Annotated in this window: 12 protein-coding genes; 3 read left to right on the forward strand and 9 right to left on the reverse strand. The window is 58.8% G+C overall.

The annotated features are described in order from the left end of the window. Together HMPREF3011_RS03990 and HMPREF3011_RS03995 are read right to left on the reverse strand one after the other, a co-directional pair. The coding region (locus tag HMPREF3011_RS03990; protein WP_070841192.1) for a YdhK family protein at nucleotides 1-626 on the reverse strand (626 nt) is incomplete at its 3' end. A gap of 76 nt (nucleotides 627-702) precedes the next feature. Then, the gene (locus HMPREF3011_RS03995) at nucleotides 703-2,187 is read right to left on the reverse strand and encodes a YeeE/YedE thiosulfate transporter family protein (RefSeq protein ID WP_070628430.1); all 1,485 of its coding nucleotides are present in this window, start codon (nucleotides 2,185-2,187) and stop codon (nucleotides 703-705) included. Nucleotides 2,188-2,391: 204 nt separating this feature from the next. Between HMPREF3011_RS03995 and HMPREF3011_RS04000 the strand changes: the two genes are divergently transcribed. Further along, entirely contained in the window at nucleotides 2,392-3,402 is a 1,011-nt protein-coding gene (locus tag HMPREF3011_RS04000; protein ID WP_049181808.1) for a hypothetical protein, read from the forward strand. Here the strand turns inward: HMPREF3011_RS04000 and HMPREF3011_RS04005 are convergent. The 3 genes from HMPREF3011_RS04005 to betT all read right to left on the reverse strand — a co-directional run bounded on the left by HMPREF3011_RS04005 (nucleotide 3,399) and on the right by betT (nucleotide 8,119). Further along, entirely contained in the window at nucleotides 3,399-4,226 is an 828-nt protein-coding gene (locus HMPREF3011_RS04005; RefSeq protein WP_080972905.1) for a CDP-alcohol phosphatidyltransferase family protein, read from the reverse strand. The genes HMPREF3011_RS04000 and HMPREF3011_RS04005 overlap by 4 nt on opposite strands. Before the next feature lie 143 nt (nucleotides 4,227-4,369). After that, the gene (locus HMPREF3011_RS04010; protein ID WP_049181809.1) at nucleotides 4,370-5,938 is read right to left on the reverse strand and encodes an aldehyde dehydrogenase family protein; all 1,569 of its coding nucleotides are present in this window, start codon (nucleotides 5,936-5,938) and stop codon (nucleotides 4,370-4,372) included. Further along, on the reverse strand, nucleotides 5,939-8,119 hold the full coding sequence (gene betT, locus HMPREF3011_RS04015) for a choline BCCT transporter BetT (protein WP_070559839.1): 2,181 nt from the start codon (nucleotides 8,117-8,119) through the stop codon (nucleotides 5,939-5,941). Nucleotides 8,120-8,457: 338 nt separating this feature from the next. Here betT and betA point away from each other — a divergent pair, with 338 nt between their 5' ends. Then, nucleotides 8,458-10,197, forward strand: a complete 1,740-nt coding sequence (gene betA / locus HMPREF3011_RS04020; RefSeq protein WP_070559841.1) for a choline dehydrogenase — start codon at nucleotides 8,458-8,460, stop codon at nucleotides 10,195-10,197. Nucleotides 10,198-10,306: 109 nt separating this feature from the next. After that, entirely contained in the window at nucleotides 10,307-11,413 is a 1,107-nt protein-coding gene (locus tag HMPREF3011_RS04025; RefSeq protein WP_070841193.1) for an NAD(P)H-dependent flavin oxidoreductase, read from the forward strand. A gap of 115 nt (nucleotides 11,414-11,528) precedes the next feature. Here the strand turns inward: HMPREF3011_RS04025 and HMPREF3011_RS04030 are convergent, their stop codons facing one another. The 4 genes from HMPREF3011_RS04030 to HMPREF3011_RS04045 all read right to left on the reverse strand — a co-directional run bounded on the left by HMPREF3011_RS04030 (nucleotide 11,529) and on the right by HMPREF3011_RS04045 (nucleotide 16,062). Then, entirely contained in the window at nucleotides 11,529-12,725 is a 1,197-nt protein-coding gene (locus tag HMPREF3011_RS04030) for a globin domain-containing protein (protein ID WP_070559845.1), read from the reverse strand. A 191-nt stretch (nucleotides 12,726-12,916) separates the two neighbouring features. Continuing rightward, entirely contained in the window at nucleotides 12,917-13,390 is a 474-nt protein-coding gene (locus HMPREF3011_RS04035; protein ID WP_038626915.1) for an RrF2 family transcriptional regulator, read from the reverse strand. Nucleotides 13,391-13,502: 112 nt separating this feature from the next. Further along, nucleotides 13,503-15,338 carry a phosphoenolpyruvate carboxykinase (GTP) gene (locus tag HMPREF3011_RS04040; protein ID WP_070559847.1) on the reverse strand — a complete coding sequence of 612 codons (1,836 nt, stop codon included), beginning with the start codon at nucleotides 15,336-15,338 and terminating at the stop codon, nucleotides 13,503-13,505. Between the two features lie 298 nt (nucleotides 15,339-15,636). Beyond that, entirely contained in the window at nucleotides 15,637-16,062 is a 426-nt protein-coding gene (locus tag HMPREF3011_RS04045; RefSeq protein ID WP_070559850.1) for a DUF6802 family protein, read from the reverse strand. Nucleotides 16,063-16,083 lie beyond the last annotated feature (21 nt).

Below are 16,083 nucleotides of genomic sequence, written 5' to 3' on the forward strand. Positions count from 1 at the left end.
TTCATGGTCATGCCGTCTTCGTCGATATCAACCATATAGACCGGCTCCTGGGTGGAGTAATCAACAGTGCCCTTGGCGCCCTTCATGCCCGCCATGTGCTCGGCATTGATGGTGATCTCGGAGCCGTCGGCAAGCGGAGCCTCGCCTGGGTTCTCCAGCTCCTCATGAACGACCCAACGGTGATCCTTCACCGGTTCACTGCCATCGGTCGGAGTGTAGGACACGGAGTACGTGGTGGTGTTGAAAACACCAACAACCTTGCCATCTGCACCCTTCATGCCCGGCATGTGATCAGCCAGAACCTTCACTTCACTGCCGACCGGGAACTTCGCGTTGTCAGCCGGAGCCATTCCCTCGGGAGCCGGACCGCCATCGGCCGGGTGATCATGGCCAGCCATTGCATCGTCATAATGGTCGCCGTGCTCACCGTGGTCATCGGCATCGTCCATGTCATCCATGTCGCCCGTGTCCTCAGAGCTGGTTGCCGTTGCCGACGAGCTGGTCTCGCTAACAGTGCTGCTTGCTTCGGTATTAGTCGAATCATCGGAGGAGCAACCGGCCAGCGCAAGCACGCTGGCGACACCTGCGGCTACAAGCGCATTAAGTGGTCGGATATTCTTTGCCATGGTCAAGCTCCTTTGTTGTTGATGTCAATCAATCTATGCCCTCACCCTACCGACGCTCCCCTAGCGCCACCAGGACTTATCGCCCTCGGCGAACGGAAATCGTCCAGCCGGCCTCACCGGTCTGCTCAAAGTTGGTGACCTCGTGGCCATCCTTCGCAGCCCAGCGCGGAATCGCATCCGTGGCCTGGGTGCAGTCGAATGGAATCACCAGCTCCTCGCCGACCTCAATCTTGTTGATTGCATCCTTGGCCTCGATCAGCGGGAATGGGCACACCGCGCCGACGGTGTCGAGCTCATAACGCCCGCCACCCAGCGGCTTTAGCTTGCCGTCATCCTGCTTGACGACGCTCCGGTCGAGCAACGCCACCGGAGCGACAGCAAAGGCACCCGCCAGCGGGGAGGCCTCGGTGCCAGCGGCACCGGCACCTTCGCTACCCGGCAGGGACACAGGAGAAGTAGCAGCCGAAGCGACCGGAGCCGCTGCCGATACCGCCGTGTCGTTGGTGGTGGAAGAGGTGCTCGGGACGTCGTTAAGCGAAGGTGCGGACGGCTTCAGCCAAAGCTTGGCGGCGATAGCGACACCTGCGGCGATGGACGCCAGCGCAAGCCAACCCTGGTAGCTGAACAGCGAGGTCTGGACCATGCCGTTGCCGACGGTGCAGCCGCCGGCCCACGCAGCGCCAACACCCATGAAGATGCCGCCGACGACGGAGCGAGCGCCCTGCGTAGCGTCCGGGACGCGGAGACGGAATTCGCCGGATGCCTTGGCGGCGATGAAGGAACCGACGAGGATGCCGAGGACGAGGAGGACGCCCCAGTCGAAACGCTCGGTGTCACCAGTGACAACGTAGTTAGCGAGGTTGGAGGACGGAGTGGTGATGCCGAGGCCATCGTTGCGGCCGGTGGCGGCGGACAGCGGCCATGCAATCACGCCCAGTACACCGACGATGGCGGCGGTGGCGTACACGTGCCAGGGCTTCTCAGCCAGGATGTGCGCGAGACCGGACTTACGCGGTGCCAGAGTTACCGGGCGCGGGCCGGAGAATTCTTCGCGCAGGAAGCGGACGGCGAAGTATGCCGTGACGGCGCTCAGCGCGATGACCAGTGGCCAAATGCTAATGCCGAGAGAGGCATGAATGCTGGTCAGGCCGACGGTGCGGTCCTTCAGGGAATTCTGCAGGCCATTGAGGAAGCCAGTCTTCATAGCAGCAGCGGATAGGGCGTAAAAGACCAGTGCGATCCAAGAGCCGATCAGGCCCTCACCCGAGCGGTACCAGGTACCCGAGGCACAGCCACCGGCCAGGACGATACCCAGCCCGAAGATAACACCACCGACGATAACGGCCACCGGTGCCAGTTCGTTGTATTCGGGAGTAATCACGCCGGCGCTGGTCAGTGCGGCCAGGCCGATGGCGTGGAAGGAAATAACAATCAGTAGCGCGACGAAGCCGCGCCAGCTGCGCTGAGTAAAGATATCGCGCAGGAAGCCGGTGACGCAGAAGCGTCCTCGCTGCATAACAAAGCCGAGCACGGCGCCCAGCGCTAGTCCTGAGATGAGCATGAAAGTAGTTCTCCTAAGTTTTGTGGACAAGCCCGCCATTTAAACCCTTATGAACAGACCTGTCTATTCGTGGGTTAGAAACTACTTCAATCACCGAAGAAAGTCCAACTTAACGGCGTTTTCGCAGAGCAGAGCACTTATCAATAGACAGACCGAACCGTATAGTTGCTGGTGATAAACGCAAGTTGTGGCAAGCTAAACACTATGAGCGCACAGAATTCAGCCCTGGCTGGGCACCAGCGGCTCCTTGCGATGCGCTCGATACTCGACCTGCCCTTTGCGCACGCTTTCACCCTTGACCCACAACTGGTCATTGACATCTCCGGCGTCGCCCGTCTCAGCGAGCTCAACGCCAAAAATGTCGCAATAGTCGACAGCTTGCGTTCACTCGCCCACACCAACGTGCAGGACTTTTATGCCATCGATGACGCGGCAGAAGCTCTAGGTACCGCCTTGCGAATGGCGATTTCCTCCCGACAGCTACTCTGGTTAAGCTCACTGCCCCACAGCGACGTGGAGAGGGTACGAAACATCCTCGGCGGCGACATCGTTCATGTGGTGGGCGAGGCACTGGCCGTCGATAAGCTCGATGACGATGTCCTGGAGCTTCCCGATGCCATGAAGCAACGCGGAGAACCACTGGTGCCCATCGCCATTTCGCCGACCGAGCTGGTGCAGACCTGGGCCCACGGTACGCGCGAGCAGCAAAAACTGCTGACGTACCTGATGGAGGGTACGAATACGCTGGTCATGCAGCACAAGAACCTGCATGCACTACGCAAAGTCGGAACCAAACTCATAGAGCGCAACCCCGTGTGGCGCCTGCTCTATAACCCGAAAGTGCTCGCGTATCTGGTGGTGATGGTTTACTCTTCGCTCCGCGCGCTACCTGTGGTTTTTGTCCCCGGATTCCACGGCAATGTCTGGGTGCTGTGGAGCATCGACATCATTACCGCTATCCCCTACACCTGGGGAATTGTCGAGATGATCACCGGCCGCTCATTCGGCCGAAGAATGCTGGGGCTCCTGATCACTCTAGTGACTTTCGTCTCGCCCTACGTCTACTTCTGGGCCAACGGGCGCGATTATCCGGTGTGGGTCACCATCTTTGTCATCGCGCTGATTGTCGCGGCGTGCGCCGTTGAATACGTTCGCTGGCTGCGCGACCGAGTCATCTATGAAATCCTGCGAAAACCACCCACCAGCGGCGGCTAGCGACCGCTGAGCGAGCGCCGCACTCCCCCAATAATCAGCCAGGCACCGGCGGCAACGTTCACAGCCACAAGCCCGTGAACTGCTGTACTGCTTAACGACGCTGCCGTCGTCTCACCTGCGATGAGAGTACCGGTCGAAATAATCCAGATGAACGTTGCGGCAATGTTGGCAATCCTGCCGCGTTCCACGCGGAATGGATGCGTGTAGTGCAGCGGCACCAGCGTCATTGCGCTGAAGATAAAGATTGCAGCGATGCACACCGCCATGGGCGCGTTCCATACCCACAGCAAAACCGCCACGATGTTCCACGCGGCGGGGAAACCAACGAAGTAGTAGTCGCCGGACTTGGCGGCTTCGTTGGCATAGCAGAACATCGATGACACCAGCACCAGGATTATCAGGGAAATTGCCAATGGACGTGGCCCCAGCGGCAGGTACATGACCATGAAAGCTGCGGGAATGGCGGTCCAGGTGAGATAGTCGACGATGTTGTCCACCACTGCGCCGTTAAACCACGGGACGACTTCCTTGATGTGATGTTTACGCGCCATATTGCCGTCGACACCATCGACGACAAGGGCAATGCCCAACCAGAGCCACATCCAATGTGGGCGACTCTCCAGCAGTGCGACCACAGCCAGCGTCGCCCACACCAAACCTGTCAGTGTGAAGGCATGCACCGCCCAAGCGATGACATGCTGACGCCGGGTGAAGCGGGTGAAAGTCGCAGCGGTGCTGGCAGCATCGGTGTTGGCAGTCGAGACAGCAGCGGAATTATCGGCAACAGCGGAACTGGCATTGTCGGAGCGGATAGTAGCGTTCACGGCAGATGTCCTTTAGAGAACAAAATGCGCACAACTGCAAACCTTTATCGCAGTTGTGCGCAGAGTCGATTTTTTTCAATCGGTGAGTATAACGGCCGATGGGTCGTTTTCCCGTATTTTTGCTCGGGCTTGTGCCGAGTTATTTAACGACGATCCTCGAACCAACCGGTAACAGCCGGCGCTGTGTTCTCGTAGACCAGCTTGGCTTCGGTGTACTCTTCCAGGCCGGTCGGGCCCAGCTCGCGGCCAATACCGGACTGGCCGAAGCCACCCCATTCGGCCTGTGGCAGGTAGGGACCAAAGTCGTTAATCCAGACGGTGCCGTGGCGCAGCCCGCGGGAGACGCGCTCAGACACCTCACGGTTGGATGTCCACACCGCACCGGCCAGGCCGTATTCGGTGTCGTTGCCAATCTCGATGGCCTCATCAACCGTGGTGAAGGTCTCCACCGTCACCACCGGGCCAAAGGCTTCGTCGTGAACGCAGTCCATCTCGCGAGTGACCTGGTCAATCACGGTTGGGAGGTAGAAGTAGCCGTCGGCAAGCGAGGCGGAACCGTCAGCGGTGGCGCCGGTGGCAATCTCGCCGCCCACGCGCACGCGAGCGCCCTGCTCACGCGCCCGATCAACGTATGCCGCGACCTTATCCAGATGCTGCTTCGAAATCAGCGCACCGGTCTCGGCCTTCTCGTCGAGCGGACCACCGAGCTGGATGTGTCCGGCGCGCTCGACCAAATCGTCGACAAACTTCTCGGCGATGGACTCCTCCACAATCAAGCGAGCGCCCGCCGAGCAGACCTGACCGGAGTGCAGGAACGCAGCATTGAGGGCATTGTCCAAAGCAGCTTCGTAGTCAGCGTCGGCGAAGATGATGTTCGGGTTCTTGCCGCCGAGCTCAAGTGCGACCTTCTTCACGGACTTGGCTGCTTCACCAGCAATAATCTTGCCAGTGACAAGACCGCCAGTGAAGGAGACCATGTCCACCTTCGGATGCGAGGACAACGGTGCGCCCGCTTCGGCGCCAGCGCCGGTAATGAGGTTGGCAACACCTGCCGGAACACCCAGATCATCGATGACGTGCATGAGCAGAATTGCTGTGTGCGGAGTCAGCTCCGCCGGCTTGAGCACAAAGGTATTGCCCGTGGCCAGGCACGGTGCGACCTTCCATGCGGTCTGCAGCAGTGGGTAGTTCCACGGCGTGATCAGGCCACAGACACCGACAGGTTCACGCACAATACGCGCGACGACGGACGGGTCATCCGCATCCACGAGACGACCGGCATCATTGCCCGCGAGCTTACCGAAGTACTCGAAGCAGGCGATGATGTCATCCATATCGGCTGCCGCCTCAGGCAGGCGCTTGCCGGTATCCATAGCCTCTGCCCAGGCAAATTCATCCTTACGCTGCCTGATGGCAGCACCGATGTCGAGTACCAACCTGCTGCGCTCAGCTGTGCTCCAGGATGCCCAGGAACCTTCTCCGGTACGTCGGAAAGCAGCGTCGGCGGCGGCGATGGCGCGCTCGGTGTCGGTCGCGTCTGCTTCCGCAACTTCGGCGATGAAAGAGCCATCGGCCGGGCACTCAATAGTGCGAGTGTTGCCAGCGGCTGCAGCGGACCAGGCACCGTTGATGAACAGCGTGGCCGCGCCTTCGTGGGCTTTGGCGGTCTCGGGTGCGAGGGCCTTATCAGTAGTGGAAGGCTCAAAGGTCATTTAGGAATCCTCCTTGGCGTAGTCATCAGACCATTCGCGGACAGGTTCGGCATTATCGGACAGATCTGAGGTGCCCGGGAGATCAGCCTGCATATGCAGGAACTCCAGGTGCCGTTCGTAGAGATCGAGGACATCGGAAATCAGCTGCTCTTGGGTGTAGCCGTAAACGTCGTAGCCAAGAGAGCCGGTCAGTGTGAATACCTCGAGGCGGTAGTAGTAAATGTCGGCGTCACTGTCCAGGTGTACCAGGCCGGCAAAGGACGGCGTCAAGTGTTCAACCGGATAGACCTGGTATCGGAAGCTCATCTCCTCGCCGAATCCGACCTGCAGGTCAATCTGGTCGATGCCGACTTCTTCTGCTGGTTCACGGTGCAGCGTCACTTCACCGCCACGTTCCCTGATAGCATCTGCCACCTGTTCAAGTGCGGGCTGCACCACTCGGTCGAGGTAGCGCATGACTGGCTTCTTGCCCGGGAAGGACATGGAGCGGGCAAGTCGATTGCGCCAGTCGCCCTGTCGGCCATCTACGGCGCGGCCCGACATCGCCCCGTGGAGGGCTCGACGTGTCGAATCCTGTTGCAACAGCTCCAGTCGCAGCGACTTAAACAGGCCATACATCACCAGATAGATGACAAAGGCAAACGGCAGACCCATCACAATCGTTGCCGACTGCAGCGTCGGAATACCACCGACATAGAGCATGGAGATGGTCAGCACACCGACCACGACAGCCCAGAAAATACGGGTCCACTTCTTACCGTCCTGCTGTGTGTCGGTGATCTTCGAAGTGAAGTTACTCATCACCAGTGCCGCCGAGTCCGCCGAGGTGATGTAGAGCAACAGGCCAATCAGAGATGCGACTGCAGCCACCATCATCGGCGCCGGGTACTGCTCCAGCAGCAGGTAGAAGGCACGCTCCGGGTAATCCAGTGCAGTCTGGCCAAACTCCGAATCGCCATTGATGACCAGGTCCAGCGCCGAGTTACCGAATACCGACACCCACATCAGGACGAAGAGGAATGGAATGGTCAGCGTGCCGACGACAAACTGGCGCAGGCTACGGCCACGGGAAATACGGGCCAGGAACAAACCGACGAACGGTGCCCAGGCCACCCACCAAGCCCAGAAGAACAGGGTCCAGGAGTTCAACCATTCCTGTGCACCGGAGAACGCGTAAGTATCCATAGTCATGGACGGGAACTTCGAGACGTACTCACCGACGTTCATCACCAGTGCGTCAAACAGGAACGCAGTGCGGCCGGTAATCAGGATGTAGAGCATCAAGCAGATGGCCAGGCCAACGTTGAGCTCCGAGAGACGACGAATTCCCTTATCAACACCGGAAACTGCGGAGGCGATAGCCACCGATACAGCCACGACGATCAGAGCGATCTGCCAGGACGTACTCTCATCCACCCCGAACAGCACGCGCAGGCCGTAATTCAGCTGGACGACGCCGATACCGAGCGAGGTTGCGACACCGAAAACGGTACCCAGCATCGCCGCGATTTCGACTGCTTCACCAGCGGGGCCATGGATGCGCTTGCCGATAATCGGATAGAGCGCCGAACGAATGGTCAGCGGCATATTGAGGCGATAGGCGAAGTAGCCGAATGCCATACCCATCAGGGCGTAGAGTGCCCAACCGGTCACGCCATAGTGGAAAAGCGTGAACACCACTGCCTGACGTGCAGCTTCGATGGTCTCCGCGTCTCCAGTCGGCGGGCCATAGTACTGTGCCACCGGCTCTGCTACCGAGAAGAAGAGCAGGTCAATGCCGATACCCGCGGCAAAGAGCATGGAAGCCCAGGAAAACAGACCAAACTGAGGCTTGGCGTGATCGGGGCCGAGCTTAATCTGCCCTGTTCGCGAGATAGCGACGTAGAGCATGAAGAGCACTGCCACCGTCGCGGTCACAATATAGAACCAGCCGAAGTTCTTCGATACCCAGGAGACGATGCCAGCGAGGGTGTCCGCTGCATTGTCCGGGGCAAAAATAGCCCACAGGGCAATGGCGAGAATGCCGACGCCTGAAATAATAAATACAGGCCAGTTGACCTCAGGCTCGGAGGTTACACTCGCTTGCGCTTGTTGTGGAGGGGCCGACTGCGATCGCCGCATTTCTTGCGACGATTCAGATTTTTCCTCCGTTACCTTCTCAGTTGGCGGAGTATCAGACATAGGAAAATCCTTCAGATTCGGGAACTAACCCAGCATACCTAGTTTGAATAATCCCTCAAGCCTGAGAATCGATTCAGAAGAATTCTCCAATTCCAACATCAACACCTTCACCTGCATATTTACCCAGTTTTCAAGGCGTCTAAAATCATCCGAACTGGAATTGAATACCAATTGTGTGCCATTCTATATAGGTGAAGGGGATTTGAGATACGTCTCCGGCCACTTATTCCAATATCAATATATAGGACCCGCCTTTAAATATTACTTGAGGCTTATCGCACTCCTTGAAACCCATTCCGATATACATCGGCAAACAACCTACGGAGGTACACCAGAACATGGGAGCTTTCCCGGCTGTCTTCAACTTCGGTAAAAAGAATGGCAACACCACAGTCGAACACCGCGACGTCGTCATCGTTGGCGCGGGCTCTGCCGGCTCTGTGCTGGCCAACCGGCTGTCCGCAGACCACACTCAGCACGTGCTCGTACTCGAGGCCGGCCGTATGGACTCCCTCTGGGACCTCTACATTCACATGCCTTCGGCATTCTCCTTCCCAATCGGCAACAAGTACTACGACTGGAAGTACGAATCCGAGCCGGAACCGGAGATGAACGGTCGCCGCATCTACCATGCCCGCGGCAAGGTCGTCGGCGGCTCCTCCTCCATCAACGGCCAGATCTACCAGCGCGGTAACCCGATGGACTACGACAAGTGGGGCGACACCAAGGGGCTGGAGAACTGGGGTTGGAACCATGTTCTGCCGTACTTCAAGCGCATGGAAAATGCGCTGGGCTCTGACAAGGACGACCCACGCCGCGGCCACGACGGCCCGCTGCGTATGAAGCGCGGTCCGGCCGATTCTCCGCTGTTCAAGGCCTTCTTTAAGTCGGTCCAGCAGGCTGGTTACAACTACACTCCGGACGTCAACGGCTACCGCCAGGAGGGCTTCGGTCCCTTCGACGCGAACATCGACAAGGGCCGCCGTCTCTCCGCAGCTCGTGCATACCTGCACCCGGCCCTGCAGCGTCCGAATCTGGAACTCCGCACCCGCGCAGAAGCCACCCGCGTCCTCTTCGAGGGCACCAAGGCCGTCGGCATTGAGTACACCTGGAAGGGTCGCACTCACCAGGTGCGAGCAGACAAGGTCATCCTCTGTGGTGGCGCTTTCAACTCTCCGCAGCTGCTCGAGGTCTCCGGCGTTGGCGATGAGAAGATTCTGAATGCCGCCGGAGTGAACGTCGTCAAGCACCTGCCTGGTGTCGGCGAGAACCTGCAGGACCACCTGGAGGTCTACATTCAGTACAACGCCACCCAGCCTGTGTCTTCACAGCCGTACCTGGAGAAGTGGCGTTGGCCGTTCATTGGCCTGTGGTGGATGCTCACCCACAAGGGCCCGGTGGCGACGTCGCACTTTGAGGGTGGTGGCTTCGCACGCTCCAACGACAACGAGCCCTACCCGAACCTGATGTTCCACTTCCTGCCGCTGGCCATGCGTTACGACGGCACGAAGATCGATAGCCCACACGGTTTCCAGTTCCACGTTGGCCCGATGTACTCGGACGCCCGTGGCCATGTCCACATCACCTCCTCGGACATCAAGGTCAAGCCGTCGATTCTGTTCAACTACCTGTCCACTGATCAGGACCGCCGTGAATGGGTCGAGGCTGTCAAGGTCTCCCGTAAGCTGCTGGACACCCCGGCAATGAAGGAGTACACCGACGGCGAGATTTCCCCGGGTGCAGATGTGCAGACCGACGAGGAAATTCTCGAGTGGGTCCGCAAGGATGCCGAGACCGCACTGCACCCATCCTGCACCTGCAAGATGGGTCCGGCCTCCGACGAGATGGCCGTGGTCGATCCGGAAACCATGCAGGTTCACGGCACCGAGGGCCTCTACGTGGTTGACGCTTCGGTCATGCCGGGCATCACCAACGGCAATATCTACGCACCGACCATGATGATTGCCGAAAAGGCCGCTGACCTCATCGCCGGCAAGACTCCGCTGGCACCGCAGGACATTCCGTTCTACCGCGCCGGCCAGGGTATGCCGCTGGATCCGCCGGAGAACAATAAGTAGTTCTTGAGGCGGTAGCGGGTAGCGCGGAGTCTATTGCGCAACGCCGTTCGTCGGCATTGGTCGGGTTCTCCCACATGGGGGAATCCGGCCTTAGTGTTACTCTCGTTCTATGAGCAGTACAACCTCGCAGTCAACCGAAGACCTTCGACGCTCATCAATCATCTTGGCACCGATGGCCGGTGGTCCATCCACGCCCGAACTCGTCGCGGCAGTTTCCAATGCTGGTGGGGTCGGCACGCTTGCCGCTGGATATCTCACTGTTGAAAAGCTCACTGAACAGGCACGGCAGACGTGCGCGCTGCTTGACGAGGGCAAAGGTTTCGGCATCAACCTCTTCTGCCTCAACACGGCTGACGCCGGTGGCGGAACCTCCGAGGAGGAGCTTGCGCAGTGGACCACGTTTCGCGACCGCTTAGTGTCGGCGGCAGACCACTTCGACATCGACTTGCCTGACACTCCGACCTGGTCAGATGACTACTTCTCGGCGAAAATCGAGGCAATTCTCGCTGATGATTTTCTGCCCAACCCCGATGCGCTGGAGTTCGTCTCCTTCACCTTTGGCTATCCAGATAAAGAAGTCGTTGCTCGGGTAAAGGAATCTGGCCGCAAAGTGGTGCTGAATGCGACCTCGATCGAGGGGGTGCGGGCGGCGGCTGTAGCTGGCGCTGATCGCATTGTCCTGCAGGGACTAGCTGCGGGTGGGCACCGCGCATTTGTGAAAGGGAAGGATTCGTCCGACAGCATTGGGGTCTCAGTAGAAGAGCTTGCTCAGGCAATCACCGAAGCATGTGCAGTTACCGATGTACCTATCATCGCCGCTGGTGGGGTGGGTAACCGAGAGGACGTCGTCAAGCTTGTGGAAGCCGGGGCGGTGGCTGTGCAAGTTGGCACACGGTTCCTCACCAGCGCGGAAGCGGGTACGAAGGAGACACACCGACGGGCACTGTGTGATTTGATGGAACGTAACGCCGTTTTGACTCACGCGTTTTCCGGAAAGCCCGCGCGTGCCATCGAGAACACGTTTACCCGGGAGTTTTCTAGGGTCGCACCGGAGCTTTACCCGCAACTGCACTACTTGACCACGCCGATTCGCGGCGCGGCGAATAAGTCCGGCGATCCTGAATATCTCAATTTATGGGCGGGTATCGCGTTTGCACAGTGCGAGGATCAAACTGCGGGCGATGTCGTTGCGGAGCTTTCCGGCTCCGCCGAGTAATACGAAACCACCGAAGCTATAAACAGCACAATGACCAGCCACGGGCATACATCGCGGCTGGTCATTGTGCTTTATTTGTGACGATGGCTTTTATGCCGACGGCGCAGTTGTGGCGTTAGGCGTCGAGCAGCCAATCGTTCGGGCTGAACAGCTCGAAGTGAACGTTATTGCGGTCAATACCGCGATCGGCGAGCTGCTGGCGAATGGCCTGCAGGAAACCATTGCCACCACAGAGGTAGAACTGAGCGCCCTCCGGCAGCTCCGTATCAGCCAGATTCATCAAATCCGGCTCGTACCACACCTGCTGGTGGGCATTGGCCAGTGCAGAGACTGCGTTATTGCGTTCTGCGCGCAGGGCATCTGCGGCTTCTGCGCGGTCCGCGTGGAGGACGACGACATCACGCTTGGAGTCGGCTGCCACCAGGGCATCCAGCATGCCAATCATGGGGGTGGCGCCAATACCTGCGGAAATGAGCACTACCGGGTCATCGGACTTTGTATCCAACACCAGGTCACCTGCAGGCAGAGAAATTTCGATCGCATCGCCCGGCTGCACCTTTTCCCACAGCTGTGTGGAAACTTCGCCAGCCGGTAGGTCCTCGGAGGCATCGACACGACGAACCGCGAAGGTCAGAACACCTTCCTCGCCGCCGACCAGAGAGTATTGCCGTAGCTGGCCGGCGCCGTCCGGCATGGTCTGACGTACGGAGATGTACTGTCCCGGGAGGTAGGAAACGGGGGTTTCGTCGTCAAGCTTGACGGAGAACACTGCGACGTCATCACCGCGCTCTTCACGAGAGACGACATGAGCGGCGCGGAAGACATCGCCTGCTTCGACACCGAGGTCGTCATAGAGCCCCTTCTCGAAGTTGATGAGAACACGCTCCATCTCCAGGTAGACGGCATCCCACGCGTCGCGGACAGCTCCCTGAAAGACCTCTGGGGTGAGGATTTCCTCGATGGCATCGAAGAGGTGCTTGTGTACGATTGGGTACTGCTCCGGCTTGATGCCAACGGAGATGTGCTTGTGGCCGATGCGGGAAAGCAGTTCTTCCGGGGCGGGAGCATCTGGGTCGACCAGGGTAGCTGCGAAGGTAGCGACGGATGCCGCCAGCGCCTTCTGCTGAGCACCCTGCTTCTGGTTGCCGCGGTTGAAGGTATCGGCAATGAGCTCCGGGTGAGCAGCGAACATCCGGTTATAGAAGTTCGGCGTGATTTTCTCGATGTTGGCACCGACAACGGGCAGGGTTTGAGTGACGATTTCAGCCTGCTCTGGAGTCAGGCCGTTCTTGTTGACATTCAGGTTTGGCATGACTTCACAATAACACTATATTGCGTATTCCGTTTGCGTATTATTGCCCAATGATGTCCCTAACTACTCTTTGCGGTTGAGTTTTACCCGCCTTGAACTGCACAAATGGCAATGCCGAAAATTTCACCAGAAAACTTCGACAGCACCGTTTTTAGCTTTTTCAACCCGCGGTTAGACCTTCAGCTCTGCACCTAAACCGGACGAATATTGAGCTGGGTACTCCCCTGCGAACCGCCTCCCTCGGGGCGATTGGCATCCACACCATTAGCCGATTTGTGCGGAATGAGATCAGCAATCAACACTGGATCCAGTGCGGCGAAGAACGCCTCCTGCGCAGCCGCTAACTTGCCACGCAACAGGCACGTCGGCAGTAATGGGCAGTCAGTGCCGACACAATCGACGACCTCATTGTTTTCCAGAGTGCGCAGCAGCTTGCCGACGGATTTTTCCGTAGCCGACTCGCGCAGATAGATGCCACCATTGCGCCCCTTGACCGCCTCCAAGAAGCCGAGCTCCACAAGTCGCGAGACAACCTTGGAAACATGCGCGCGAGACGCATTGAGAGACTCCGCCACCTCGGCAGCGGTGTATTTGCGCCCCGGCTCCCCCATCGCCATCAAAGTGATGACACGCAGGCTCAAATCAGAGAAAAGCGTTAATTGCATTGCGTGTCACCCTTCATCGTTGTACTGCACAAACCACCCCCTTGCCAGCCGCTTCGGGCAACAAGGGGGTGGTTCTATGTTCTAGCTTTTCGCAAGGCTAGCTAGCAAGATCTTAGTCCTGCAGGCTCTTCTCGATACGAGCCTTCAGAGCCTCGAACTCGTCCCAGACTTCCTGCGGAACGCGGTCGCCGAGGAACTTCAGCCACTCCTCGTTGTCCGGCAGGTCACCCTGCCACTTAGCAGCCGGTGCCTTCAGGGCTTCCTTGACATCGGCGAAGTCGATGTCAAGGCCAGTCAGGTCCAGGTCCTCTGCCTTAGCGGTGTGACCAACAACGGTCTCCTTGGCGCCAACACGGCCCTCAATGCGGTCGATGATCCACTTGAGAACGCGAGAGTTGTCACCGAAGCCCGGCCACAGGAAGCGGCCGTCTTCGCCACGGCGGAACCAGTTAACCAGGAAGACCTCTGGCATCTTGTCGCCGCCCTTGGCGCCCATGTCGATCCAGTGCTGCAGGTAGTCACCGACGTTGTAGCCAATGAACGGCAGCATTGCCATCGGGTCGTGGCGCAGGGAGCCGACCTTGGCCTCAGCGGAAGCAGCGGTCTGGCCGGAAGCCAGGGTTGCACCGATGAAGGTTGCGTGGTTCCAGGACAGTGCCTGGGTCACCAGCGGCACAGTGTCCGGGCGGCGGCCACCGAACAGGATGGCGTCGATCGGGACACCCTGCGGGTCGTCGTACTCCGGTGCGGCGACCGGGCACTGCGAAATCGGGGTGCAGTAACGGGAGTTCGGGTGCGAGGACAGCTCGTCGGAATCCGGAGTCCAGTCATTGCCCTTCCAGTCAATGAGGTGATCCGGCTTGCCTTCCATGCCTTCCCACCAGACGTCACCATCGTCGGTCAGTGCGACGTTGGTGAACAGGGTGTTACCGGCCTCCATGGTCTTCATGGCGTTCGGGTTGGAGGAGTAGTTGGTGCCCGGCGCAACACCGAAGAAGCCATTCTCCGGGTTAACAGCGTACAGGCGACCGTCCTCACCAAACTTCAGCCATGCAATGTCGTCGCCGACGACCTCGGCCTTCCAGCCCTCGATGGTCGGAGTCAGCATAGCCAGGTTGGTCTTACCACATGCAGACGGGAATGCAGCGGCGATGTGGTAGGCCTTGCCCTCCGGATTGGTGAGCTTCAGGATGAGCATGTGCTCAGCCATCCAGCCCTCTTCCTTGGCCATGACCGAAGCGATACGCAGTGCGTAGCACTTCTTGGCCAGGATGGCGTTTCCGCCGTAGCCGGAACCGTAGGACCAAATCTCCTTGGTCTCCGGGAACTGGGTGATGTACTTCTCATCGTTGCACGGCCATGCAACGTCCTCCTGGCCCTCCTCCAGCGGAGCGCCAACGGAGTGCAGAGCGTGGACGAAGTCTCCGTCCGGGCCAATCTTGTCCAGGGCATCCTGACCCATGCGGGTCATGATTCGCATAGAGAGAACCACGTACTCCGAGTCGGTCAGCTGAACACCCAGCTTCGGCTCCGGGTCGGTGATCGGACCCATGCAGAACGGAACGACGAACATGGTGCGGCCCTTCATGGAACCGCGGTAGTGCTCGGTCATTTCCTTCTTCAGCTCGACCGGATCCGCCCAGTTGTTGGTCGGGCCAGCGTCCTCTTCCTTTTCAGAAGCGATGAACGTGCGGGACTCCACACGAGCAACGTCCTTCGGGTTAGAGCGGGCAAGGAAAGAGTTCGGGCGCTTTTCCTCATTCAGCTTGATAAGAGTTCCCTTATCAACCAGGTCCTGGGTAAGGCGGTTCCACTCTTCTTCCGAGCCATCAGCAAAGACAACCTTGTCTGGCTGGGTCAGTTCTACGACCTCAGCAATCCAGCGCAGCAGTTCGGAGTTCTCGGTCGGGGCCTGGCCCTCGAGACCAGGAATAGAAGGTGCGGACATCAGTTCTCCTGACTCATTGATTCGCGTCTTAATTTAAGGCTACCGGGGGATACCGAAAGTTGCCGGGCCCCACATCGACAATCTGCTCGTTCCCGCATTTACAAGCCGTTACATGACAGCTTTACAACAAATAATTTTCCTCGCCCCATTCTTGCGACCTGTTCATTTACGGCCATAACCAGTGAATAAGGCCAGCCTCACCACATAAATTGACAACCATTAACCCTTTGGGTGCAGTTACCCCCATTTGTAAGCAACCGAGACACGGGTACCCCCGCGCACCGTGGTTCCAAAGTCGTTAGTCCCAGCTGCCCCGAGCGGATTGCTCCCATGAGTACGCATCCCACTTCCCCGCGGCTGATGCCGGTTCCACTGCTGCTTCGCCCATCGCGTCAGCAGCCCTCACATCATCACTGCTCCAAGACTCCCAAGTGCCGTCAAAACGGACCGTCGTAACGTGATCCACCGTGCCGTCACCGTCCAGATCTGAATAGATTGACAACCCGGAATCGTCGGCAAGCGTAATTGACCCCTCGTCGTCGCCGAGGTCGTACAGCTGCCCATCGACCTCCACAACCAGCCCGGCGCCACCAACGTCCGCCGACTGCCCATCAATCGGTGTCGCCGCCTCCAAACCACACGGAGTAGCGAGCGAACGCGCCTCCACCCCGCCATCGGACGCGGGTTGATCGGAAAAGTACTGCAGTAAAGAAAACTCATCCATCGTGATATCCCCCTATTTCTC

It is taken from the genome of Corynebacterium sp. HMSC074C04 (assembly GCF_001838295.1).
GTDB lineage: Bacteria > Actinomycetota > Actinomycetes > Mycobacteriales > Mycobacteriaceae > Corynebacterium > Corynebacterium amycolatum.